This window comes from Pseudomonas sp. GM41(2012) (assembly GCF_000282315.2).
Lineage (GTDB): Bacteria > Pseudomonadota > Gammaproteobacteria > Pseudomonadales > Pseudomonadaceae > Aquipseudomonas.
Genome location: NZ_AKJN02000006.1, coordinates 1,681,029 through 1,703,689, shown reverse-complemented (window position 1 = coordinate 1,703,689; position 22,661 = coordinate 1,681,029). Strand labels below are relative to the sequence as shown.

General features: G+C 59.1%; 24 protein-coding genes. 11 read left to right on the top strand and 13 right to left on the bottom strand.

Going from position 1 to position 22,661, the window contains the following annotated elements:
• The first annotated feature begins 14 nt into the window (after positions 1 to 14).
• The 3 genes from PMI27_RS18220 (at position 15) to PMI27_RS18230 (ending at position 3,211) form a co-directional block, all read left to right on the top strand.
• A complete protein-coding gene (locus PMI27_RS18220; protein ID WP_008154720.1) occupies positions 15 to 428 on the top strand; it encodes a cupin domain-containing protein in 414 nt (137 codons plus the stop codon).
• Positions 429 to 521: 93 nt separating this feature from the next.
• Complete coding sequence (locus tag PMI27_RS18225) at positions 522 to 1,619, top strand: HlyD family secretion protein (protein ID WP_008154719.1); 1,098 nt, start codon at positions 522 to 524, stop codon at positions 1,617 to 1,619.
• Complete coding sequence (locus PMI27_RS18230; protein WP_008154718.1) at positions 1,616 to 3,211, top strand: MFS transporter; 1,596 nt, start codon at positions 1,616 to 1,618, stop codon at positions 3,209 to 3,211. The genes PMI27_RS18225 and PMI27_RS18230 overlap by 4 nt, the downstream gene beginning before the upstream one ends.
• 8 nt (positions 3,212 to 3,219) lie before the next feature.
• Here the strand turns inward: PMI27_RS18230 and PMI27_RS18235 are convergent, their stop codons facing one another.
• Positions 3,220 to 4,074, bottom strand: a complete 855-nt coding sequence (locus PMI27_RS18235) for a LysR substrate-binding domain-containing protein (RefSeq protein WP_008154717.1) — start codon at positions 4,072 to 4,074, stop codon at positions 3,220 to 3,222.
• A gap of 148 nt (positions 4,075 to 4,222) precedes the next feature.
• On the opposite strand from PMI27_RS18235, the gene PMI27_RS18240 reads away from it, so the two are divergent.
• From PMI27_RS18240 to PMI27_RS18255, 4 genes are read left to right on the top strand one after another with little or no spacing between them, the layout of a single operon-like run.
• The gene (locus PMI27_RS18240; protein ID WP_033053351.1) at positions 4,223 to 5,275 is read left to right on the top strand and encodes an agmatine deiminase family protein; all 1,053 of its coding nucleotides are present in this window, start codon (positions 4,223 to 4,225) and stop codon (positions 5,273 to 5,275) included.
• 4 nt (positions 5,276 to 5,279) lie between these two features.
• Complete coding sequence (gene aguB, locus PMI27_RS18245) at positions 5,280 to 6,188, top strand: N-carbamoylputrescine amidase (RefSeq protein ID WP_008154715.1); 909 nt, start codon at positions 5,280 to 5,282, stop codon at positions 6,186 to 6,188.
• 1 nt (position 6,189) lies between these two features.
• Positions 6,190 to 7,293 carry an extracellular solute-binding protein gene (locus PMI27_RS18250; RefSeq protein ID WP_008154714.1) on the top strand — a complete coding sequence of 368 codons (1,104 nt, stop codon included), beginning with the start codon at positions 6,190 to 6,192 and terminating at the stop codon, positions 7,291 to 7,293.
• 29 nt (positions 7,294 to 7,322) lie between these two features.
• A complete protein-coding gene (locus PMI27_RS18255) occupies positions 7,323 to 8,447 on the top strand; it encodes an agmatine deiminase family protein (RefSeq protein ID WP_008154713.1) in 1,125 nt (374 codons plus the stop codon).
• A gap of 3 nt (positions 8,448 to 8,450) precedes the next feature.
• Here PMI27_RS18255 and phnE read toward each other — a convergent pair whose 3' ends face one another.
• Genes phnE through PMI27_RS18275 form a run of 4 tightly spaced genes read right to left on the bottom strand, consistent with a single transcriptional unit; the run spans position 8,451 to position 11,681 of the window.
• Complete coding sequence (gene phnE / locus PMI27_RS18260) at positions 8,451 to 9,218, bottom strand: phosphonate ABC transporter, permease protein PhnE (protein WP_008154712.1); 768 nt, start codon at positions 9,216 to 9,218, stop codon at positions 8,451 to 8,453.
• The gene (locus PMI27_RS18265; RefSeq protein WP_008154711.1) at positions 9,215 to 10,042 is read right to left on the bottom strand and encodes a PhnE/PtxC family ABC transporter permease; all 828 of its coding nucleotides are present in this window, start codon (positions 10,040 to 10,042) and stop codon (positions 9,215 to 9,217) included. The genes phnE and PMI27_RS18265 overlap by 4 nt, the downstream gene beginning before the upstream one ends.
• On the bottom strand, positions 10,036 to 10,833 hold the full coding sequence (locus PMI27_RS18270) for a phosphonate ABC transporter ATP-binding protein (protein WP_008154710.1): 798 nt from the start codon (positions 10,831 to 10,833) through the stop codon (positions 10,036 to 10,038). The genes PMI27_RS18265 and PMI27_RS18270 overlap by 7 nt, the downstream gene beginning before the upstream one ends.
• Positions 10,830 to 11,681, bottom strand: a complete 852-nt coding sequence (locus PMI27_RS18275) for a putative selenate ABC transporter substrate-binding protein (RefSeq protein ID WP_008154709.1) — start codon at positions 11,679 to 11,681, stop codon at positions 10,830 to 10,832. The genes PMI27_RS18270 and PMI27_RS18275 overlap by 4 nt, the downstream gene beginning before the upstream one ends.
• Before the next feature lie 292 nt (positions 11,682 to 11,973).
• Between PMI27_RS18275 and PMI27_RS18280 the strand changes: the two genes are divergently transcribed.
• Positions 11,974 to 12,282, top strand: a complete 309-nt coding sequence (locus PMI27_RS18280; RefSeq protein ID WP_033053350.1) for a hypothetical protein — start codon at positions 11,974 to 11,976, stop codon at positions 12,280 to 12,282.
• A 22-nt stretch (positions 12,283 to 12,304) separates the two neighbouring features.
• Here PMI27_RS18280 and PMI27_RS18285 read toward each other — a convergent pair whose 3' ends face one another.
• From PMI27_RS18285 to PMI27_RS18295, 4 genes are all read right to left on the bottom strand, one after another.
• Positions 12,305 to 12,790 carry a GNAT family N-acetyltransferase gene (locus PMI27_RS18285; protein WP_008154707.1) on the bottom strand — a complete coding sequence of 162 codons (486 nt, stop codon included), beginning with the start codon at positions 12,788 to 12,790 and terminating at the stop codon, positions 12,305 to 12,307.
• 41 nt (positions 12,791 to 12,831) lie between these two features.
• Positions 12,832 to 13,635, bottom strand: a complete 804-nt coding sequence (locus tag PMI27_RS18290) for a 2OG-Fe(II) oxygenase (protein WP_008154706.1) — start codon at positions 13,633 to 13,635, stop codon at positions 12,832 to 12,834.
• An 83-nt stretch (positions 13,636 to 13,718) separates the two neighbouring features.
• Positions 13,719 to 14,528 (bottom strand): glycosyltransferase, encoded by an 810-nt coding sequence (locus tag PMI27_RS0229330; protein WP_008154705.1) that lies wholly within the window; start codon positions 14,526 to 14,528, stop codon positions 13,719 to 13,721.
• Between the two features lie 304 nt (positions 14,529 to 14,832).
• Positions 14,833 to 16,329 carry a methyl-accepting chemotaxis protein gene (locus tag PMI27_RS18295; protein ID WP_008154704.1) on the bottom strand — a complete coding sequence of 499 codons (1,497 nt, stop codon included), beginning with the start codon at positions 16,327 to 16,329 and terminating at the stop codon, positions 14,833 to 14,835.
• 266 nt (positions 16,330 to 16,595) lie between these two features.
• Here PMI27_RS18295 and PMI27_RS18300 point away from each other — a divergent pair, with 266 nt between their 5' ends.
• Entirely contained in the window at positions 16,596 to 17,057 is a 462-nt protein-coding gene (locus tag PMI27_RS18300) for an anti-virulence regulator CigR family protein (RefSeq protein ID WP_008154703.1), read from the top strand.
• Between the two features lie 46 nt (positions 17,058 to 17,103).
• On the opposite strand, the gene PMI27_RS18305 is transcribed toward PMI27_RS18300, so the two are convergent.
• Both PMI27_RS18305 and PMI27_RS18310 read right to left on the bottom strand, forming a co-directional pair.
• Positions 17,104 to 17,538, bottom strand: a complete 435-nt coding sequence (locus PMI27_RS18305) for a GFA family protein (RefSeq protein ID WP_008154702.1) — start codon at positions 17,536 to 17,538, stop codon at positions 17,104 to 17,106.
• A gap of 42 nt (positions 17,539 to 17,580) precedes the next feature.
• Positions 17,581 to 18,522: a carbon-nitrogen hydrolase family protein gene (locus PMI27_RS18310; RefSeq protein WP_008154701.1), complete on the bottom strand. Its 942-nt coding sequence runs from the start codon at positions 18,520 to 18,522 to the stop codon at positions 17,581 to 17,583.
• A gap of 103 nt (positions 18,523 to 18,625) precedes the next feature.
• Between PMI27_RS18310 and PMI27_RS18315 the strand changes: the two genes are divergently transcribed.
• Both PMI27_RS18315 and PMI27_RS32095 read left to right on the top strand, forming a co-directional pair.
• The gene (locus PMI27_RS18315) at positions 18,626 to 19,309 is read left to right on the top strand and encodes a winged helix-turn-helix transcriptional regulator (RefSeq protein ID WP_008154700.1); all 684 of its coding nucleotides are present in this window, start codon (positions 18,626 to 18,628) and stop codon (positions 19,307 to 19,309) included.
• Positions 19,310 to 19,422: 113 nt separating this feature from the next.
• Complete coding sequence (locus tag PMI27_RS32095) at positions 19,423 to 19,941, top strand: hypothetical protein (protein ID WP_008154699.1); 519 nt, start codon at positions 19,423 to 19,425, stop codon at positions 19,939 to 19,941.
• A gap of 418 nt (positions 19,942 to 20,359) precedes the next feature.
• Here PMI27_RS32095 and chrA read toward each other — a convergent pair whose 3' ends face one another.
• Complete coding sequence (gene chrA / locus PMI27_RS18325) at positions 20,360 to 21,718, bottom strand: chromate efflux transporter (protein ID WP_008154698.1); 1,359 nt, start codon at positions 21,716 to 21,718, stop codon at positions 20,360 to 20,362.
• Positions 21,711 to 22,655 carry a chromate resistance protein ChrB domain-containing protein gene (locus tag PMI27_RS18330; protein WP_008154697.1) on the bottom strand — a complete coding sequence of 315 codons (945 nt, stop codon included), beginning with the start codon at positions 22,653 to 22,655 and terminating at the stop codon, positions 21,711 to 21,713. Before PMI27_RS18330 ends, chrA begins: the two co-directional genes overlap by 8 nt.
• Positions 22,656 to 22,661 lie beyond the last annotated feature (6 nt).

The following is a 22,661-nucleotide window of genomic DNA, read 5'->3' as shown; positions in this document are numbered from 1 at the left end:
GAAGGAGAATTGTCATGTTTACCCGATACCTCTTGGCCGCTGCCTTCGCAGCGCTATCGATCAGCGCAGTGTCGGCCGCTGAACCGCCCGCCGGCAAGGTGACGGTCGTGTTTGACCGTCCCATTCCCAACATCCCTGGCAAGAGCATGAAGGGCGTAGTCGTCGAGTACGGGCCGGGCGCCGCGTCGCCGTCCCACACCCATCCGAAAACGGCCTTCATCTATGCAACGGTCCTGGAGGGCTCGTTTCGCATCAAAGTCAAAGGCCAGCCGGAAAAGATCTACAAGGTCGGCGAAAACTTCGTAGAGGAGCCGGGCTCCGTGCACGAAGTCAGCGCCAATGCCAGCGACACCCAACCCGCACGCCTGTTGGCCGTGTTCGTCCTCGACTCTGATGAAACGACGCTCGTTACACCGATCAAAAAGTGAGCCGATCACGCTCATGAATGCTCGACAGCCGGGCGGCAGGCCACTGCCGCCCGTGGCTGCTTTAGTCCCAGGCATTGAACAGGAAAAGACAACATGAACGCGCTTCAGGACAAGGCCGCCATTGCCACCGGCGCAAGCGCCGAGACCCCTGTCGTGGTGGCACGGCAAGGCAAGAAAAAGAAGATCGGCATCCTCCTGTGCATCGGTGCTGTGGTGGTCCTGGCTGGCGGATGGGCCTTGGCGCTTTCGAGCGGTGCGACCTCCACCGATAACGCTTATGTGCGCGGCGACGTCACCTCGCTCGCTGCAAAGGTTGCCGGCTATGTCACTGCGGTCGAGGTCGAGGACAACCAAACCGTCCGGGCCGGTGACGTCCTGTTCCGTATCGATGACCGGGACTATCGCGCACGGCTGGCGCAAGCCGAGGCCAACGTCAGCGCTGCCCAGGCGCGCCTGACCCATGTCGATGCAGAAACCCAGCTTCAGCGTGCCCTGATTCGCCAGGCCGAAGCCCAGAAACGCTCGGGCGTGGCCGAGATGAATCTGGCGAACAAAACCAATGATCGCAGCCGCAAACTGATTCTCAGCAACGCGGTCAGCCAAGCCCTCGTCGATGAAAGCGATGCGGCCCGATTGAGAGCCGAGGCGACGGTATCCGGCGCTTCCGCAACGGTCGAGGCGCAACAGCAACGCATCGCCGTCCTCGTGGCAGAGCGCGAAGCTGCCGTTGCTGCGGTGACGCAGACGCAGGCCGCTCGCGATCTCGCCCAGATCGATCTCGACAGCACCGTGGTACGCGCGCCGGTTGATGGCGTGGTCGGTAACCGTCAGGTTCGCATCGGCCGCTTCGTTACAACGGGTGTTGCCTTGCTCGATATCGTGCCGGTCAACGACGTATGGGTCGTGGCGAATTTCAAGGAAACCCAGCTCGAACAAATCCGCCCCGGTCAGCGCGTGCGCATCACGGTCGACGGCTACCCCAGCGGGGCACTGGAAGGCGTGGTCGACAGCTTTGCACCGGGTAGCGGGTCGGCGTTCAGCCTGCTCCCTACCGACAACGCAACCGGCAACTTTGTGCGTGTCGTGCAGCGGGTTCCGGTGAAGATCCGGCTTGTCCACAATCCATTGCCGGGCCGCATCGTGCCGGGCCTGTCTGCCCGTGTCGAGGTTGCGCACGGGGAGGGATCATGAACGCGGATGCCAGCGCGGCGCGGAGCAACACCAGCGCTACGACCGGTGTCTTGCTCATGATGGGCATCGTGCTTGCCACGCTGACGGAGGCGATCGCCAGCACCGTTCTGTCGCTCGGACGCAGCGACATCATCGGCGACACCTATGCAACGCCTGATGAGTTCGCCTGGCTGGATATCGGCTACACCGCGCTCAAGCTGATCGGGTTCATGACCGCGCCTTGGCTGCTGACGCGTTTTAATCCACGTCATGTGATCATCGGCTCAACCCTGGTCATGGGCATGGCATGCGGCATTGCCGCCATCACGGCGCGGCTGGACCTGCTGATCGCGCTTCGAGTTTTTCAAGGCTTCGCTGGCGGCACCCTGCTGGTCGGGGGGCAGGCGGTCATATTTCGCTCCTTTGCGCGATCCCGTCAGCCCATCCTTCAAGCCCTGTTTGCCATGGGCGCCGTTGTCGCGTCCGCGACACTCGCCCCGGCCCTTCAAGGGTGGTTGATCGATAGCCAGTCCTGGACGTGGATTTTCTTCGGCGTTGTTCCGGTGGCCCTGGCGGCGACCGGACTTCTGCTGATCGCAGACGGCCCGATGCCAGCCAAGGCCCGGCACCGTCCGTTTGACTGGGTCGGCTTCGCGCTGATCGCTGTCACGCTGTTCTGCTTCACCTATGTTCTCAGCCAGGGCAGCCGATGGGACTGGTTCGAAGAGCCACGTATCCTCTGGCTAAGCGTGATCGGCACAGCTGCGCTGCTGGGATTTCTCGGCCATCAAGTGTTGGCCAAGGGCCAAGGTCTGTTCGACTTCACCCTGTTCAAATCGAGCGATTTTTGCTTCGCCTTTATCGTCAGTTTTGTCGCCGGTGCCGCCTTGTTCGGCAGCGCATTTTTGATCCCGGCGTTTGCCCTGTCGGTCCTCGCGTTCACGCCTACCGATGCCGGCCTGCTGCTGTTGCCCAGTGGCGGGTTGTTTATCGGCGGACTGCTCATATCGGCTTATCTCATGCAGGTCCGTCGTGTTCCGCCGGTCGCCACAGTGCCCTTTGGAATCCTGATGATCATGGTTGCAATGTGGATGCTGTCCGGTTCGACCAGCGAAAGTGGCACGGCCGACATGATGGCAGCCATCCTGTTGCGCGGTCTGGGCCTTGGCTTCCTCTTTCTTTCGATCACGCTGATCGCTTTCAGCGACCTCAACAGCAGAAACCTCGCCTTCGGTATTGGCCTGTTCAATACGGGGCGCCAGCTGGGTGGTCTGATGGGCGTCGCAGGACTCCAGACATTGATCGACCATAACGTCTTCGCCAATGCCGTGGTCCTCGGCGCCAATGTCACCCCAGGAGGGGCCGCGGTCATCGAACGGCTGACGACTACGACAGCCATGCTGACGGTGAAAGGGATGGATGCTGCGGCCGCCGGCCGGGCAGCGGTGAGCCTCCTGGGCCGGGTCGTGTCAGGTCAGGCCGCTGTGATTGCATTCGACACGGCATTCATTGCTGTTGCCCTGCTTTTTGTAGTCGCCGCGCCCATGCTGGTTGGCATCAAGATCGGTCTCTCGAAATACGCGAAAGTACGCGCAGCGCGAACCATAGCGTGAGGCTTCACTCAGTCCAGGTTACCCAGCAGCCACTCGCTGAAGCTTCGAGCCATCGCACTGTTCTCACTGTCACGATGGGTCAGCATGGCCCAGTTCGGGCCGCGAATGGTTTGCTCCACCAAGGGTTGCAACAATCCTTGGGTACGCGCCTGCCGACTCAATAACTGGCTGACCAGGGCGATACCGAGCCCCGCGCACGCGGCGTCCAGCAGCAGGCCGGGGTCGGAGAAATTCAGTCCCTGATCTTTCTGGCCGACATCGATGCCAGCCTCCACCGCCCAGTGACTCCAATCCATTTCCCGCTCGCCATGCAGTGTGGTGCGCTGTTCCCGTGGCAGTGCCAACAGGTTCGGGTGACACGCCGGGTAGAGGCGGTCGGCGTGCAGCACCTTGAAGCTGCACTCGGCCTGGGAACTGATGTCGTCACGCACGGCGAGGTCGATGGTTTGGGTGGTCATGTCCGGGACTTCATCGGTACTGAAAATCCACAGATCAACGTCCGGGTGCTCGCGGCGAAAATCCCCCAAGCGTGGCAGGAGCCAGTGACGGGCGAACGCCGGGGTGGTGTTGAGGACCAGTTGGTTGGGTTTCTGGTACTGCCCCAGACGACGAATGCCGACGGCCAGTTGTTGCAGCAGCGCCTGGGTGGTGCTGAGCAGGTCGTGACCGGCATCGGTCAGGCTGACGCTGCGTCCATTGCGAAAGAACAACGGTTGTTCGAGGTACGCCTCAAGGCTGCGGATCTGCTGACTGATCGCCGATTGGGTGAGGTGCAACTCGGCCGCTGCCTTGTGGAAACTGCCCAGCCGGGCGGCGGCTTCAAAGCCGCGAAGGGTGCTGAGTGGCGGCCAGTGTTTGAGCATATTGATAAGTTCCTCTAATCATTTGTCCGCTAAATCCATCGTTTGTTTGCCTGATTTTACGGCCGTAGCATGCATGCCAGGAACACCCAAGCAGTTTTTGTTGAACACAATGGCTTAACTAAAAGGGCTTTTTATCATGCAGCATGTCATGCAGCAGAATGAAATTCGAAACAGCGGTTGGATGATGCCGGCCGAGTGGGTCAGGCACGCCGCCACCTGGATGGTCTGGCCACACAACACGGCACTCTGGGAGTCCGGTTGGGGCGTGACATTGCCGCAAGTGCAAGAGGACTTCGCTCGCGTCGCCAACGCCATCGCCCGTTTCGAACCGGTGAAACTGGTCGTCGACCCTTCTGCTGTCGCCAGTGCCAAAGCGTTATGCGGGCCGAACATCGAATTGATTGAGCTGGCGGTGAACGACAGCTGGTGCCGGGACTCCGGTCCGAGCTTCGTCTGCCATCCGCAACAAGGCCTGGCCGGGGTGAGCTGGCGCTTCAACGCGTGGGGCGGCAAGTCGGCCCATGATCTGGACGAAAGCCTGGCTCGTCGCGCACTCAATCATTTGGGCCTGGAGTGCTTTGGTACCGCGCTGAGCAATGAAGGCGGGGCCATCCATGTGGACGGCGAGGGCACGTTGATCACCACCGAGTCGGTGCTGCTCAACCCCAATCGCAACCCGGGCATGAACAAGGCGGAGATGGAGGAAATCTTCACGCGTCTGCTGGGCGTGAAGAAGACGATCTGGCTGCCCGGCGATCCGGATTACGTGACCGGCGACATGACTGACGGCCACGTCGATGGCGTGTGCGCGTTCGCCCGCCCTGGCGTGTTGCTGGTGGATGCCACCCACGACCGGCAATCGGTGTATGCCGAAGTGGCCCGGGAAAACCGTCGTGCCCTGGAGCTGGCCACCGATGCCCAGGGTCGGAAGTTCGAGCTGATCGAATTGTATGAAGCCAGCGATGCCGTGGACACCGAAGCGGAAGTGTTCTGCGCCTCCTACACCAACTTCTACATCGCCAACGGCGCCATCATCATGCCGGCCTACGGCATTGATGCCGACAACGTCGCGGCCGAAGTGTTGGCTCAGGCGTTCCCCGGGCGAGAAGTGGTGCCGGTGCGGATCAATCACCTGGCCCACGGTGGTGGCGGTGTGCATTGCATCACCCAGCAGCAGCCCGCCTGGCCGGTGGAGGGTTGATGCCATGACGCTTCTGACCATCGCCACCACCCAGATGCCTTGCACCTGGGACTTGAAAGAAAACCTCGATCAGGCTGAGCAACTTGTGCGCGAAGCCGCGGCCAAAGGCGCCCAGGTGATCCTGTTGCAGGAGCTGTTTGCCACGCCGTATTTCTGCATCGAGCAAAGCCACAAGCACCTGGAGCTGGCTGAAGAATATCGATACAGCCCTGTGCTCAAGCGCTTTGCCGCATTGGCCAAAGAGTTGGGTGTGGTGCTGCCGCTGAGCTGGTTCGAGAAGGCCGGCAATGCCTACTTCAATTCCTTGAGCGTGGCCGATGCCGATGGGCGCTTGCTGGGCGTTTATCGCAAGACCCACATTCCCAACGCCATCGGCTATCAGGAGAAGGAATACTTCAGCCCCGGCGATACCGGTTTTCGTGTCTGGGACACGGCGTTCGGGCGCCTGGGTGTGGGGATCTGCTGGGATCAGTGGTTCCCCGAAACTGCGCGCTGCCTGGCGTTGATGGGCGCTGAAGTCTTGCTGTTTCCCACCGCCATCGGTTCTGAGCCTGGCTGCGCGACGCTGGATTCCCGTGACCACTGGCAGATGACCATGCGCGGCCACGCCGCCGCCAACCTGCTGCCGGTGGTGGCCGCCAACCGCGTCGGTCGAGAGGCGGCGACCACCGATCCGACCTTGCAGATGAGCTTCTACGGCTCGTCGTTTATCTGCAATCACAAGGGCAAGTTGCTCGCCGAGGCCGACCGCGACAGCACCGGCGTGCTGGTGCAAAGCCTGGACCTGGCCGCCATGCGTGAAGAGCGCTTGAGCTGGGGCATTTACCGCGATCGTCGTCCGGACATGTACGGCGCACTGTTGACTCAGGACGGTCGCCACACCCATGCACGCTGGAAGACTCAAGAGGTTTGATATGCACTCGATCAATAAACTGTTGAGCGGCGCCTTGGGCCTGGCGCTGGGCTGTGCCTTGCCGGCGCTGCACGCGGAAGAGAAAACCCTCAGGCTGTACAACTGGGCCGACTATTTTGCCGAGGACACGCTGGCCAAATTCACCGCCGAAACCGGGATCAAAGTGATCTACGACGTCATGGACGGCAGTGAAACGCTGGAAGCCAAAATGCTCGCCGGCGGCAGCGGTTATGACCTGATCTTCCCGGGTGACACCGTCGCCGAACGCTTGATGCGCGCCGGCAGCCTGCAACCGCTGGACCGGTCAAAACTCACGGCCCTGGATGACATCGAACCCGGCTTGCAGAAGTTGCGAACGCACTACGAGTATTCGCGCCAGGCCACTGTCCCTTACACCTGGGGCACCATCGGCCTGACCTACAATGCCGAGCAGGTCAAACAGCGTGTGCCGGATGCTCCAGTCAACAGTCTCGACATGTTGTTCAAACCGGAACTGGCTGGCAAATTTGCCGACTGCGGCATTTCGATGATCGATTCGCCGGACGAAGTGCTGGCGGTTGTACTCAACTACCTGGGCCGTGAGCCGCGCAGCGCCAAGCCCGAAGACCTGGCCGCAGCGAATGATCTGCTGCTGAAACTTCGGCCGTACATCCGCAAGTTCCAGTCGCAGCCGGTCACCGACCTGGTGAACGGTAACCTGTGCCTGTCGCTCGGTTACAGCGGCGACATGACACAGGCGCAACGGACGGCGGATTCCGCCGGCAAGCACGCCATGTTCCAATACCGCATCCCCCGTGAAGGCACCACGGTGTGGATGGACACCATGGCGATTCCGGTCGACGCCAGACATCCCGAATACGCCTATGCGTTCATCAACTTCGTCATGCGCCCGGACAACATGGCTGCCATCAGTAACTTCACCGGCTATCCGACCTCCAATGCCAAGGCACGTGCGAGCGTCGATGAGACCATGCGCAACAACCCGGATATTTACCTCGATGAGGCCACTTACGCACGGTTGATTCCGGGCAAGGACATCCCCCAGCCCGATATGCGGGCGCGCATGCGCACCTGGACCAAGTTCAAGACGGCCACCGCGAAATGACTTCAGACACACATTCCAGGGATCAACAGATGTCGACGCGTCGTGAGTTCATCAAACAGGTATCGGTCGTCGCCGGTTTGGGCGCGGCAGCGTCTATCGGGTTTGGCCTGACACCCCTGCGCGCGCAAGCGGCTACGCCCGGCAGTTGGCGTATGCCGGATGAGGGCGACAGGCATCAGCGGGCCTTCATCGCCTTTGGCGCACAGGAAGCGATCTGGGAGGATTTCACCCCCGACGTACAAGCCGCCATTGGCCTGATCGCTCGCACCCTCGCGCGATATGAACCGGTGACCGTGTTCTGTCGGGAGCGTGAACGGGAGCTGGCCGAAGAACACTGCGGCACGGCTAATATCACCTACGTCACCAGCGAACTCGACGACATCTGGATGCGCGATACCGGCGCCAACTTTGTCATTGATGGGGACGGCGGGCTCGGCGCCGTGGATTTCAACTTCAACGGCTGGGGCAACAAACAGCAGCACGGCGAGGATGCGCAACTGGCCGCTCTGGTTGCGAGCACTGTGGAAGCCCGTCATATCCGCAGCGAGTTGGTGGGCGAGGGCGGTGGTATCGAAGTGGATGGTCACGGCACGGGGATCATGACCGAGAGCAGCTGGATCAATGCCAACCGCAACCCCGATTGGAGCAAGGCCGAGATCGAGCAAGAGCTGAAAGCGCGCTTGGGCTTGCGCAAGATCATCTGGCTGCCGGGGATCAAAGGCAAAGACATCACAGATGCCCACGTCGATTTCTACGCCCGTTTCGTCAAGCCAGGCGTTGTGATCGCCAACCTCGACAACGACCCTCAGTCATACGATTACAGCGTCACGCGGGCCCATTTGGACATTCTAAAAAATGCCACGGATGCCGATGGCCGCAAGCTGCAGGTGCATACCGTGTCGCCACCGCTCAACCCACGAAAGAGCAAGTTCAGCCGCAACAACCCGGACTTTGCCGCTGGCTACATCAACTATTTCGTAATCAACGGGGCGGTCATTGCGCCCGAGTTTGGTGACAGGGCGGCAGACTCCAAAGCCTTTGATTTGCTGTCAGAGCTCTACCCGGACCGTGAAGTGGTACAGCTCAACATCGACGCGATCTCTGCCGGTGGCGGCGGTATCCACTGTGTGACCAGTCACCAACCGTTGGCTTAGCCGTCAGGCCTTGACCCAGCGTTGACGGCTCCAGCTGCTCAATGTGTCGACGGCCAATACCAGTAGCAGCATGGCCAGAATGACCGTGCTGGCTTGAGCTTCCTGGAACAGGCTGAGGCTGACATAGAGCATTTGCCCCAAACCACCGGCACCGACGAAGCCGAGCACGCTGGCCATGCGGATATTGTTTTCCCAGCGGTACAGGATGTAGGCCAGTAGTTGAGGCAACAGGTTGGGCAGTGATCCGTAGCAGAACGCCGATATGGCATTGCCGCCCTGCAGACGGATGGCTTCGGCCGGTTCGGGTGGGGTGTTTTCCAGCGCTTCGGCGAACAGCCGGCCGAGCACGCCGGTGGTGTGCAAGGCCAAGGCCAGGGTGCCGGCATTGGGGCCGAGCCCGGCGGCCAGGACCATCAGCGCGGCCCACACCAGTTCTGGAACCGCGCGCAAGGCGTTGAGCACCAGGCGCGATGCGCTTTGCAGAGGCCAGCCAAAACGTCCGGCCGCGGGCAATGCCAACAGCAGGCCGAATACCGCCGCGAGCAGGGTGCCAAGGGCGGACATGGCAAGGGTTTCCAGGGCACCGTGGCCGATGGCTTGCAGATGGCCTGCGCTCAAGTCCGGGCTGAGAAAACGCTGTGCATAAGCGCCCATCTGCTTCAGGTTACTGCTGCCACCGAGCTCGCCGAGGTCAATGCCCAAGTAGATGAACGAGGCGACCACCGCGGCGCCGATACACAGGAGCAGCACCAGATTGATCAGGCGATTCATGCCAGCCTCCAGCGCAGCAGGCGACTGAGTTGATCGGCGAGCAGCACCAGTACGAGGAACGTCAGTAACAAACTGGCCACTTCACCGCCGGCGAACATGCGCAACGACAAATCCATTTGCTGGCCCAGACCGCCGGCACCGACGAAGCCCATCACCACCGAGGCGCGGATGGCGCATTCCCAGCGGTACACCGTGTACGACAGCAGTTCCGCAGCGACATTGGGCAGGATCCCGTAGAAAAAGGCGGCGAGCCGACCGCTGCCAGCCTGCAGCAGTGCGTGGGCCGGGCGCTGGTCGACTGACTCGAAAATTTCCGCGTAGACCTTGCCCAACATGCCGCTGTAGGTAATGGCAATGGCCAGCACCCCGGCCGTCGGGCCGAGGCCGACGGCGCGCACGAACAAAAGCGCCCAGACGATTTCCGGCACGCTGCGCAGGAAGATCAGTAAACCGCGTACCGGCCAACGCAGCAGTTGGCCCCAATAACTCGGGTGGCCGGCTCGGGAGGCAGCAGACAGCGACAGAGCCCGACTGGCCAGCAGGCTGGCGGGGACGGCCAACAGCAACGTCAGGGCCATGCCGGCCGTGGCGATGGCCAGGGTCTGCAAGGTGGCTTGCACTAACAGCTCAATGAATTCCTCGCCATGGGCCGGTGGCCAGAAGGCTGAGACAAACCGGCCCATCTCGCTCTGACTGTCACTCGCCACCAGCACACTGAGGTCCAGCTCGCTGAAGTGGATGCCCGGCCACAGCAAGGCAAGGGCCAGCAAGGTGAGCAGCAGGCGGGGCCGGGTGGCCGGATCTCGGGTATCACGGGTCAGCATCGGGGAATCTGCACACTCAAGGGCGCCGGAGTAATCGGTGGCGATTGCAATTGTTCGTTGGCGTAGAGCTTGTCGAGCAACTCGCGGTCGACTTCGCTGGCCGCAAGGTCGAACAGGATCTGTCCATCACGCAAGCCGATGATCCGCGAAAAGTGCGCCAGGGCGAGCTCCACCGCATGCAGGCTGGCGACCAGGGTGACGTTGTGCTTCCGGGCATGGCGGCAGAGCACCGACAGCGTGTGCTCGGCCAACACCGGGTCCATGGCCGAGACCGGCTCATCGGCCAGCAACACCTCGGGCGCTTGATACAACACGCGGGCAATGCCCACGCGCTGTAGCTGTCCACCGGACAGTTGCTGGCAATGGGCGAACAACTTGTCGCTGAGGTCCAGCCTGGCCAACGCTGCACGTGCGCCCGGAATATCCACCGGACGCAACAGGTTCAGCAGGCTTTTGCCCAGGCCCCACTGACCCAGCTTTCCGGCCAGTACCGCCGTGACCACGCGCTGGCGCGGTGGCAGTGGGGGCGCTTGATGGATCAGGCCGATGCGCGCGCGAAGACGCTGACGCTGACGGGCAGACAGCTGCCAGGCGCGCTCGCCGAGGACCTGCAGCTCACCGTTGTCCGGTCGCAGGGCGGTGGCCAGCAGGTTGAGCAGGCTCGACTTGCCCGCGCCGGACGGACCGATGATGGCGACCTGTTCGCTGGCACCGATGTGCAAGTCCACCCCACGCAACGCCTGGACGCCGTTGGCGTGGGTAAGGTTGACCTGGGTCAGATGCAACGTCATTTGAGCAGGTCGGCAGCGCGTGCGGCTTCCTCGATGCCCTTGTAGTTCTCGGGTTTGGTTTCGATGAATCGGCTGGCAGCCTGCAGATCCAGAATCTCCTTGTCCTTCGGATTCGCCGGATCGAGCGCCAGGAAGGCTGCCTTGATCTTGGCCGCCAGTGCCGGGTCGAGGGTCCCGCGCACGGTCCAGTTGTAGTCGAAGTAGGCCGGGGTGGTCGCAAACACTTTGACCTTGGTAGTGTCGACCTTGCCGGCGGCGACCAGTTTTTCCCACACGCTGGCGTTCAGTACCCCGGCGTCGACCTTGCCGGCCTGGACCCAGGCGACAGTGGCGTCATGCGCGCCGGAATAGCCCACGCGACTGAAGTAGGTTTCCGGCTTGATGCCGTCCTTCAGCATGAAATAGCGCGGCATGAGACTGCCCGACGTGGAGGACACCGAACCGAAGGCGAAGGTCTTGCCCTTGAGATCGGCGAGGGACTTGACGGCCGGGTCGGCGGTGATGAATTTGCTGGTGAACTGGGCGTCCTGTTCGCGCTGTACCAGCGGAATGGCATTGCCGGTTTTCAGGCGCGCCTGCACGAACGTGAAGCCGCCCAGCCAGGCCATATCGATACGGTCGGTGGCCAGCGCCTCGACCACGGCCGGATAGTCGCTCACGGGAACGAACTCGACCTTCATGCCCAATTGTTGTTCCAGGTAGGTGCCCAGCGGCTTGAACTTGCGCAGCAGTTCGGTCGGGGCTTCATCGGGAATCGCACTGACTTTCAGGGTGTCGGCGGCCTGCGCCAACAGGGTGCAAAAAGACAGTGTCACGCCGACAGCCAATGCCAGGGTACGGTTGAGCATGAAAATTCTCCGGTGCATTAAGGCAAAAATGTCGATACGCCAAGCGCAAGCTGGTTGCTGCATGGCGCTTTGTGAGGGTAGACGAAATGGAGCGAAATTGACCGCTTTTGGCCCACTTGTTAGTGCGACAAGCCTGAAGTCGATCCGGCCAGGATGATACGTGGTTTAGCGCTTTTAGCAGACCGAAATCGGTATGTTGCATGACCACTCGTAACCCCGCACGAGGGCTGGCTCACGCTTGGCTATTCTTCTATGACACTGCCGCGTTGCACGTTGAACAGAGGATTGAATGATGAAGATGTTACTGGTGGTCGAGTGCCCTAATGAGCCCTTCAACACCCTTGTCAGAGCCGGGAAGGTGGGCGAGGTTGTTGAACGCATCCTGGCCAGCATCAAACCGGAGGCGGCGTACTTTACCGAGCAGGATGGCAAACGTGGTGGGATTTTTGTGGTCGACGTACAAGACCCCTCAGGCATCCCCGCATTGGCGGAGCCCTTTTTTCTCAACTTCAACGCCACCTGCAAGTTCCGTATTGTGATGAGCCCAGAGGATCTGCAAAAGTCCGGTCTGGAGACGCTCGGGCAAACGTGGGCGAGCTGAGAGGCCAGGCACGTCTGATTAGTCAGTTCCGTACAGTCCACAGCATGGTCTGAACCCTGATATGCGGATGACTGACCAAAGGTTCCCATTCGTCAATGAAAGAGAAACCCTGCTTTAGATAGAAGTTGGAGGCTCTTGCATTGTCCGGGGAGACGTCCAGAAAAACGCGATCATGCCCTTTGCCGATCGCGCGAGATTTCACCGCCTCAACAAGCTGAGCTGCCACGCCAGAACCCCGTGCAGCGGGTTCTACCCACATTCCGATCAGGTTATAGCGATTTGCTTGATTGACCCCGGCACCGATCATCCCCACCGGTTTATCGTCCTTGATGGCCAGCCAGAATTCCGGTCCGGCCGCTGACGAGGCGCGTTTTTTCCACTGCTCGTCACTGTATTGAGCGGCCTCTTGGTAACTCACACCAAACGCTGTCGGCGTGTCCAGCAGCGCAGCGAGACGGACTTGCTTTAAAAACATCCAGTCTTTGGCTTCCGTCAATCGAATGTCCATGATCTTCCTTGAAGATGGCGCGCAATGGCAGCTTTCGTAGTCTAGTTTTTTTTCTTGATCAGTTTAGCCAGGTAATACTTTAGGCTTAAACGATCTTTGGGCCTTGGCTTGTAGTGGGTTTTATTTCTTTGTGCAGGATCGATCACCATGGTTCCTGCGGTGTAGTAATAAAGCGCTATAGACCGGCGCGTGATGTGCTCTGGAGTTGTTAAAGGCTCAGGATGCCCATGATTGCTGTCTTTGTCTGTATTGAAAATGACACAGCGATTGTAAATGGGCAGGACTTTTTTAAGGCAGGTCTTCATCCCGACATCCCAAAGCTCAAGGTTGCCGCCGTATTCCTCTCGCCAGTCTTCATTTAGATAAATGATGATATTCAGTCTGCGCTCAACATTAAGCTTTTTGTTGAGTCTGAAGTCCGAGTGTACCCCCAGGAAACCACCACTTTTTGTTTCGTGCAGGCCGCCACCAGCAAAGTAGGGGTCGGGTATCAAGCCTTCAATGCCTGTGAGCTTCTCAAGAAACTGCAACATAGGGGCTGAGTTGAAGGCATTGAAGATGGTCTTCAAATAGGGGGTGCATTCGTTGGGACTGATTTGACGTTTTAGTTGGCCTTTATAGCCGCGCTCATAGAGCATTTCGTTGTTGGTGGGTTCGGTTGGGAAGTGCGAGCAGATACTCGCAATCAGCGCTTCATCCAGGAAATTATCGATGACGATGTGCGGAAATGGCGTAGCCTGAACATAGCCACTGGCCAATGACGAACCCAAGGCGCCGGCGGCGTTCTGGTCGAAATCAAGCTCCGGGGAGAGGGTCATAGGTAGTGCTTGAGTGATGGGTGCCATTACCGCTCCAATAACTTGATATAAAGACGTTTGGGTGACTTCAAGCAGCGTCCAGCGCGCTGATTGTTGTGTCTCTTCGTCGCTTAACTTTTGCTGTCTTCTTTTTTCAGGCGCTTAAGGATGTCGTTGTACATTTTGGTTCGTCTATGAGTCTTTCCATAGCCGCCAGCCGCGGCGACAGTGCCAGACTGCATGTGATCCAGATAACTGAAGATTTTACGCGGTGATAACATTTCAACGACATAGCCAAGTTCGGTCATGCGGTCCTGGAGGGTGTAACCTGGCACGCGTTCATCCATCAAAAAATGCATGTTGTGCTGTTTGATAAGTTTGCAGTTCCATAATGTACAGAAGCTCTTCAAGTAGACTTCTCTGTACGGTTTTGGTTCTCTGGAGCGTAACCCCATGGAGATTTTAAGGTGCCTGAAATGGTGTTTGAACAGTCGTGAACTAAAGCGCCAAAGCGTTCTCGTGGTGCCGCGGTTTAATTGCTCAACACAACCGACGGCTACGACGTTTTGGTTTTTCAAGCATTTATTCAGCATCATCGGGAAAACATTTTTATCGAAAACAAATGTATCGGTGTGCATTAGAAATAAATAATCAGTTTCAACTCGCTCCAAAACCAGGTCAAGTGCTTTGCCATGCGCGACATGCCCAGGTTCTGGTTCAGAAACAGAACGCTCGATTAAATTGATCCAGTCAAGCGAACGTAAATACTCAGTGCTTTCATCGGCGGAATAGTTGTCAACTACCCATACTGGGATGTTGTGGCTGGCCACATGCTGGTGCAATAGGTCTAAGCATATCTTGGTGATTTCTGGTGTTTTGTAATTGACTAGAACTATGCTGAAAGTTTTAGAATTATCAGCCAGAAAGTTAGTGTTATTCATCGCTAAGACGCCCAATGATATAGCATTTTATTGTAGGAATAATTGAACATATATACAGATTTCGCTAATGTGCTTGCACAAGATTTGCTTGACTATAAAAACACAATTTGTTAAGCCTGCTTTGTCAAATATAACCATAGCTTACTCTGCCTGATGGAAAGCAGTATATGCGGAGTTCATCGTATAAGGATCTGCGCTGTAGGTAAACGTTCGTGACTTAATTTGTTACACGTTCCCCCGCTAGCTATTTCCCGTAGCCATTGCTGTAGTTCCCGTGGCACTAACGGCTACTGCGCAGTGAGCCTTACTGATGAAACGTGCGGCCCAGTGCATCCAGGCGAATGGCGATGGGGGGCAAGCGCTGGCTGCTCAGGGCAAGGGTTTCGACATCGTCTGCCGTGTTTTGCGCGATGGTCTGCACAGACTGCAAGCGCCCGACCACTTCGCGGCTAGCCGTGGATTGTTCTCGGGTGGTGGTGACAATGCGCCCATTGAGTTCATCGATATGGGAGATGTCGCTGCCCACCGCCTGCAACATCGCGGCCGCCAGCTGACTGTCTTCGACACAGCGCTCCACGCCTTCACGACTGTCATGCATGGCCTCGACGGCTTTGCGGCTGCCTTGCTGCAAGGCCTCGATGATTGTCCTGATTTCCTTCGTGGAGAGGGCGGTGCGCTGCGCCAGGCTGCGCACTTCATCGGCCACAACGGCGAAGCCCCGGCCTTGCTCACCAGCGCGAGCGGCTTCGATGGCGGCGTTGAGGGCCAGCAGGTTGGTTTGGTCAGCAATACTGCTGATGACCTCCAGGACCGTACCAATTTGCTCCGCCTGTCCCGCCAGCACCTGCACGGTTGAGTGGGTGCCTTTCAGGCGCGACGCCAACTGCGTGATTTCATGCTGCGCGCGGTTCACACTTTCCTGGCCTCGGGTGATTTGCACGCTGGCCTGGCCGGCATGTTCAACCGCATGCTCGACGTGAACGGCAATATGCCCCATCGCGTCGCCCATGCGTTGCATCGATCCCGTCATCTGGGCAATTTCCGTCAGCTGATGCTTGGCCCCTTTCTCCAGTGTATTGCTCGCCTTGGCAAGCTCCTGGCCCAGCTCACCCAGGCCGTGAGAGTCGCGAACAACCCCGTCAACCAGAGCAGTAATCTGCATCAGGAATTGATCGAAACGATCCGCCAGCGATACATGCTCCGTGGCCTTGTCTCCATTGCCAGCATTGACGGCGAGCTGGGACGTGGCCGCGAGCATCTTGTCCAGCATGTCCTGGCTCTCCACCGCTTCGGCCTGACTGTGCACGGCCAGGTAGAGCAGGGCGACCGTCTCCATGACCACATAGAAGGCGTGGACAAACACCATCGTCCACCCACCGTGATGCGCCATGACGTAGACCGGAAAACCTTGGTGTTGCAGCGCATGGAAAACCACGTGATGCACGGCGATCGTGGCAGCGGCGACCAGAATCGGTAGCCAGTCGCGATAAAAAGTCAGCACCGCCAGCAGCGCGAAAATGCCGAAGTGCGATTCAATGACGCCCTCGGCCTGATTGATATGCAAGGCGGCCATGACCATCAAACCAATGCCCAGGCAACACCGCATCAACCGCGTGCCGCCCATTGCGCGATAAAGCACCGTCAGCAGCAGGCTCGTGCCGCCACCCACCAAAAACGCCTGAATAAAGGTGTCGTGCCAAAAAGCCAGACCCAACGCGAAGAGGAACATCAGCCAGATCAGCCCCAGCATGATTCGGTCGGCCTTGCGGTAGTGGTCAAGAAAACGAGGGGGCAAAGGCATTCACTTTTACTCCATGTAATTGAGCCGGAAAAAGCCAGGTCATTCCGGCATGTCGGGGCCTACATGAGAAACCGTGAAGAGAGTAGCTGTTTGCCATCATCCCTCCCGTGTTCGACGGTGAGCACGGGAAACAATGTCAGAAATAGAGGCAAGTAATGCTGAAGTGACGCGCAGTGGGGCTTGGGTGTCGATGTGAGGAAATGGAACCCACATCACCGATAGCGTCTAAATTGCAGAGAGATGTCCCGCCACTGAAGGAACGACTCATGCTCAGATCTCGCTCATTGATTGCAGCTATTACATGCCTTGCGCTGGTTTCCGGTTCAGTGACTGCATTGGCCGATCCTGGTAATGGAAAGGGCCAGGGCGACGGCAAGGGGCATCCGCAAAACAGCCAGGTTCATGGCAACCAGGGAGGCAAAGGTAAAAACTCCGGCGGCGGCGATTGGGATAATGGCCCAAGCATCAATCACGCAAGCGTTCTTGGGATTATTGGCGGGTATCGGGACTACTGGAGCCCCGGCCCTGCATTGCCACCCGGCATTCAAAAGAACCTCGCGCGAGGCAAGCCGCTTCCGCCCGGGATTGCCAAAAAACTGGACGGCCGGTTGATCGGCAGGCTGCCTCACTATGATGGGTATGAATGGCAGCAAGTTGGCACCGACTTGATACTGGTCGCGCTGGCAACCGGGCTCATCTATGAAGTGCTCAACGGTGCTTTTGATTAAAGTTGCCGAGTTGCTGCCGAACTGGTGGCAACCGGCGTAACCCGCGCTATTCGTCCATGCTGATGCCCGATCCGCCTAATTCGTTGGGGACGTCCTTCAACTTGGGTATTCCATCCTTGATGCGCAGCACGGTCTCCTGATAGTGGACGTGAACGCCTGGCGAATACGCGAGATCCGGGATGACCGCGGCATACACATCGATCAGCCCCATCCCCGGGTGGTCAGTGAAGAGGTGCCCGCCGCACGTCTTGCACCACTTGCGATAACTGCGCGGTGTCTTGTTGTAGGTACCGATGTTGTCAGCACCCCGAGTCACTTGCACCGCCTCGGGTTTCCACAGCGTGAAAGCATTGACCGGCCCTGCTGACCAATGCCGACACGACTCGCAATGGCAATAACCCATTCCGACCGGCTCGCCACTGACGGTGAACTCGACTGCGCCGCAAAAACAACTGCCCTTGTAAGACTGTTCAATGCTCATGGCATGACTCCTTGATCGATGGTCAGGCGATACCGCCTGCTTTCACTCGTCGATGTAGCGCACCGCTGTCGCTGGCGTGCGCCGCACCTGCAGTTCGAAAATGTCAGGGCGCGCGTAATGCCCGGTGACGTCGAGTGCCCGCCGCGCCGGCGCCACGAGTGCGACGTCGATGTCCGCATACAGAATGCCTGCCTCTTTGTGTAATGGACCGGCCACGATCCGGCCTTGAGGGCTGACCACCACCGAGTCGCCGTCGTTGATCCATTCCTCCCGATCAGGAAACAGTTGCGTACGCGCCGGGAAGTCGTCGGGGATGTCACTGCCGCGCAGCACCGTGCCGCTGCCGAGCACCCAGCAGCGGCCTTCGAGAGCAATGTGGCGCATCGTGCTGATCCAGCCATCGCCCGTGTCGTACGTGGGGGCGACGTAGATTTCCACCCCTTGGGCATACAGTGAATAGCGTGCCAGCGGCATGTAGTTTTCCCAGCAGATGAGCGCACCCACGCGACCGACCGCTGTATCGACCGTACGCAAACCGGAGGCATCACCGAAGCCATGCACCATGCGCTCGGGATTGGTTGGCATCAGCTTGCGGTGACGGTTGAGCACTTCGCCGTTCGTGCCGATAACGACTACGCTGTTGTAGAGCGTGCCGCCTCCCTTTTGCCGGTCGCATTCATTGATGCCGCACACGATCGTCACGGCGTGAACTCTGGCGACCTCGCACAATTCGCTCAGGTCACCGTTCGCGATATCGACGGCGTTGGCCAGCAGCCGCGTGTGCAACTGGCCCATTACAGCCCCGTCCTTTCCCGCTGCCAGCCGCCAGATCCAGGACGGGTAACCGGGAATGTACGATTCGGGCAAAACGATCAGCGAGGCTCCCGCTGCCGCAGCCTCAGCGACCGATTGCACGGCCCGGGCGATTGTCGCGCTGCGATCGAGCAGCACGGGCGGGCGCTGAATGATGGCTACCTTGGTCATGGCGTGCTCCTTTGGCATTTGGCTTTCGAGGTTTCAGCGTGCGCGTGGCGAAGTGGCGGGGCTAGTTCAGAATCTGAAGCGTTGTAATTGCGGAGCCAAGGCAATGGACGAAAGCTACGGTCAGTTCTGCACGGTCGCGCGCGGTGCTGAAGCCCTGTGCGAGCGCTGGACACCCTTGGTCGTGCGTGAGTTGCTGTGCGGCAGCAAGCGCTTCAATGAACTGCACCGCGGCGTGCCACGGATGTCCACCAACCTGCTGGCACAACGTCTGCGGCATTTGGAAGAAATCGGCGTCGTGCGCCGCACGGCCACCGGCAAAGTCTGGGAGTACAGCTTGACTGAGGCGGGCGAGGAATTGCGCCCCATCATCATGGCGCTGGGGCATTGGGGTGCGCGCTGGATCGGCAGTCGCCTTCGCGATGACGAACTCGACGCGGGCCTGCTCATGTGGGACGTGCGCCGGTTCGTGCGCATCGAGACGTTCCCCTCCCGGCCGGTGGTCATCCACTTCAAGTTCCGCGACGCGCGACCCGGCGAGCAAGCGTGGTGGCTCGTGGTTGAACAGGGCGTGGCAGACCTGTGCCGCGACGATCCCGGACGCGAACTGACGCTCGTCGTGGACTCCAGCGTGCGTGCGTTGACCGAGGTGTGGACGGGCGACCGCACACCGCGGGAGGTTCTTCAGTCGCGAGAGCTGCGTGTAGATGGCGCGGTGAAAGATGCGGACAACCTGTGGCGCTGGCTTGGCACGAGCGCGTTCGCGGGTACCCGGAGCGCTGCACGCTAGCGCTGGCAGCTGCCAATTGGAGAGTGCGCATTACATCCGTCGGTCGCAGGACTTGAACTGTCTGGGGCTTAAAGCGTCACAACACTCGCGATATCAACCCTATGGAAGCCATCATGCTTTTAAAGAATAAGAGTCTCATTGCTGTAATGTCCTGCGCCCTGATGCTCGCAGCCGCCCCATTACTCCCTGCTGACCTGTCCATCATGAACTCCGCCTATGCGAAAGACGGTGGTGGTGGTGGTGGTGGTGGTGGTGGTGGTGGTGGCGGCGGTAACGGTGGTGGTAATGGGGGAGGCAACGGCGGTGGTAATGGCGGTGGCCATGGCGGCGGCATAGGCGGTGGTCACAGCGGTTCAGATCACTCCGGCGGCGCTAACAGTAACGGCCGCGGCAATGGACTGGCCAGCGATCACGCGGGCAAAGCTGTTCGCGACCATGGTGTAAGCGGAAACCACTACGGCAGTGAGCGCAATAGTGACCGCGGTCATGGCCCAACGACTTCAGGCATCGCCCATTCCAAAGATACTCGCGGCGTGGCCAAAGCCCGTGCAATCTCGAGCTCGACGCCAGGCGATCACAACACGAAAGGGTTGAGCAAAGCCGGGACATCGGTATCGCAAAAGTTGCACTGATCAGCGATAACGGCTGATAGGGAAGTCCAGCAGACTCAACAGCAAAGCCAGCCGCACGCTTGAGCTCAATTGGACTTCTTCGGTGGGTAGCTACCGCGCAAGCCCCCGGACTGGGTGCCTGTTTTACCGGGCAGGGCAGGCACTACCGGGCGAGATCTGGGTTGGGGGTTGGAGCGGCTCCGGGGTTGAGGTTGTTTGCTCATTGTTTGCCTCCTGACTTCTCAGGGTTTCGCGAAGGCTTCCTGATAAAGCTTAGCTGCTTGCTGCGATGGCCTGCATCGTTCGGCAGTGGATGAACAGGTTGCAAGCGACCCAGCCGCGCAGCACGAAATCCAAAACAAAACGGGCGCCCGACAAGGCGCCCGTTTTCGTTTATTTCACCGCCTGCGCCCGCAAGCGTCGGCCGATCACATCCTCTCTAGCGCAGCAGATGCACCGCCAGGCCGACAAGCGCGCAAGCCATCAGCACCTGTATGACGCCCCGTTTGAAGCGGAACAAGGCAATTGCCGCCAAAATGGCGATCAGCGCAGAAGGCCAGTCGAGGTTGCCGCTGAAGCCTTGCGGCCACAGCACGTGATAGCCGAAGAAACATGCCAGATTGAGGATCACTCCAACCACCGCCGCTGTGATTGCGGTAAGCGGTGCAGTGAATTTGAGTTCGTTGTGAGTCGATTCCACCAGTGGGCCACCGGCAAGGATGAACAGGAACGAGGGCAGGAAGGTGAACCATGTCACCAGGGTGGCTGCGACAGCGCCGGCCAGAAATACATGATCGGCACCGAACACTTGTGAGACGTACGCTCCAACAAAGCCGACGAAGGCCACCACCATGATCAACGGCCCTGGTGTGGTTTCCCCCAGTGCCAAACCGTCGATCATCTGGGTCGGGGTAAGCCAGCCATAGTGACCGACCGCACCTTGATAGACATACGGGAGGACTGCATAGGCCCCGCCAAAAGTCAGCAATGCGGCCTTGGTAAAGAACCAGCCCATCTGGGTCAGGGTGCCTTCCCAACCAAAGAGGACAATCAAAATACCCATCGGCAAAGCCCACAACACGGCGCCGGTCAGGGCGAGCAATGCCAGCTTGAACCCGCTGAACCGGGCATGTTCCGGGGACGGAGTGTCGTCATCGATCAAGGCTGGGCCGAAGGACTTTTTGGCAGCGCCATGGCCCCCGGTTCTGAACTTCTCAGGTGCCAGACGCCCTCCGACATAGCCGATTAACGCTGCCCCCAATACGATCAGCGGGAAAGGAACATTGAACGCGAAGATCGCGGCAAATGAAGCGGCTGCTATCGCCCACAGCCAATTATTCTTCAGTGCCCGAGAGCCGATTCTATGTGCCGCCTGCACCACGATGGCCGTCACGGCGGGCTTGATCCCATAGAAGAGGCCAGCCACCACGGGCACTTCGCCGAACGCGATGTACATCCACGATAAAGCGATCAGGATGAACAGCGAGGGCAGCACAAACAGCACGCCGGCGATCACTCCGCCCCAGGTCCGATGCATCAGCCAGCCGATGTAGGTCGCCAATTGCTGAGCCTCTGGCCCAGGCAGCAACATGCAATAGTTGAGCGCATGGAGAAAGCGTCGTTGGGAGATCCAGCGCCGACGTTCTACCAGTTCCTGGTGCATGATCGAAATCTGTCCTGCTGGCCCGCCGAAACTGATGAAGCCGAGCTTCAACCAGAACCAGAATGCTTCACGCAAGCTGATGGCCTCCGGTTTCGATAGACCCCCTTCAACCGTTGATGGCAAAACCTTACTCATTGGGTTGTTCCTCTTTCACAAACTCGGCGAGCAGACCGTCGAAGATGGCGCTCGCAGCAGCCAGCAAGTGGTCGTCATGGGTAATGGTTTCGCGCAGTCCTGCCAGCACGCGCTCGATGCCGGCAGCCTCCAAAGGCTGAATGCCGCCGATATCGAGGTAGTGCACCAAGGCCGCGATGCGGTTCAGGCCGGGCTCTTGAAGCTCAAAACTGGCTTGCAGGGTTTCGAAGGTCACGCGATTGCCGACATGACTGAAGGTCGCATTATCAAAGTCAAAGCCCAGCGCGTCTGCCGGACAGTCATGTGGAGTATTCAGCCAGAGGATCTGAGCTTGAGGATCAATGAAGCGTCGAATCAACCAGGCACAAGCCAGGCGGTCAACCCACGGACGTTTGCGTGTTGCCCAGACACGACTTTGATAGTCGCCACGGTTGAGTGCCGTTATCGGCTCGTCGCGGCTATGGGGTTCATCCGCAGACAACGCTCTGCTGGCAGCCGTCTCAAGCTCCTGCAAGGCTGAATTAATCTGTTCCTTGGGCTTGCCTGGGAAATAATCGATGTTGGAGAGTTGATCGTAGTTTTTGCGCAGCTTGCGAATTTGTTTGGTGGTGGCCAACGTGTTTTCAGGATTGAGCTGCCCACGGCACTCTTCAATCTCTGCGCGTAGCTTGCTGTAGTCATCGCTACGGTCGAACAACTCGACAAAGCGCTCACCCTGCGGATCGACCACAGGCAGGATGTAAACAGTGCCATTGATAGAAAGGATGTCGCGCTCGACAGACGCCAGCGCTTCACGACAGACACCGGTATCAGGCAACAGATAGGCACCATCGCGCAAAACCGCCGCACCTGAGGCTTTCAGAGCACGCCAGGCTCGCATGCGTTCGGTGGCATTCGCGGTGGGTAAGGCGAGAATCAGTGTTAGCCAGTTTTTCATGTAGAG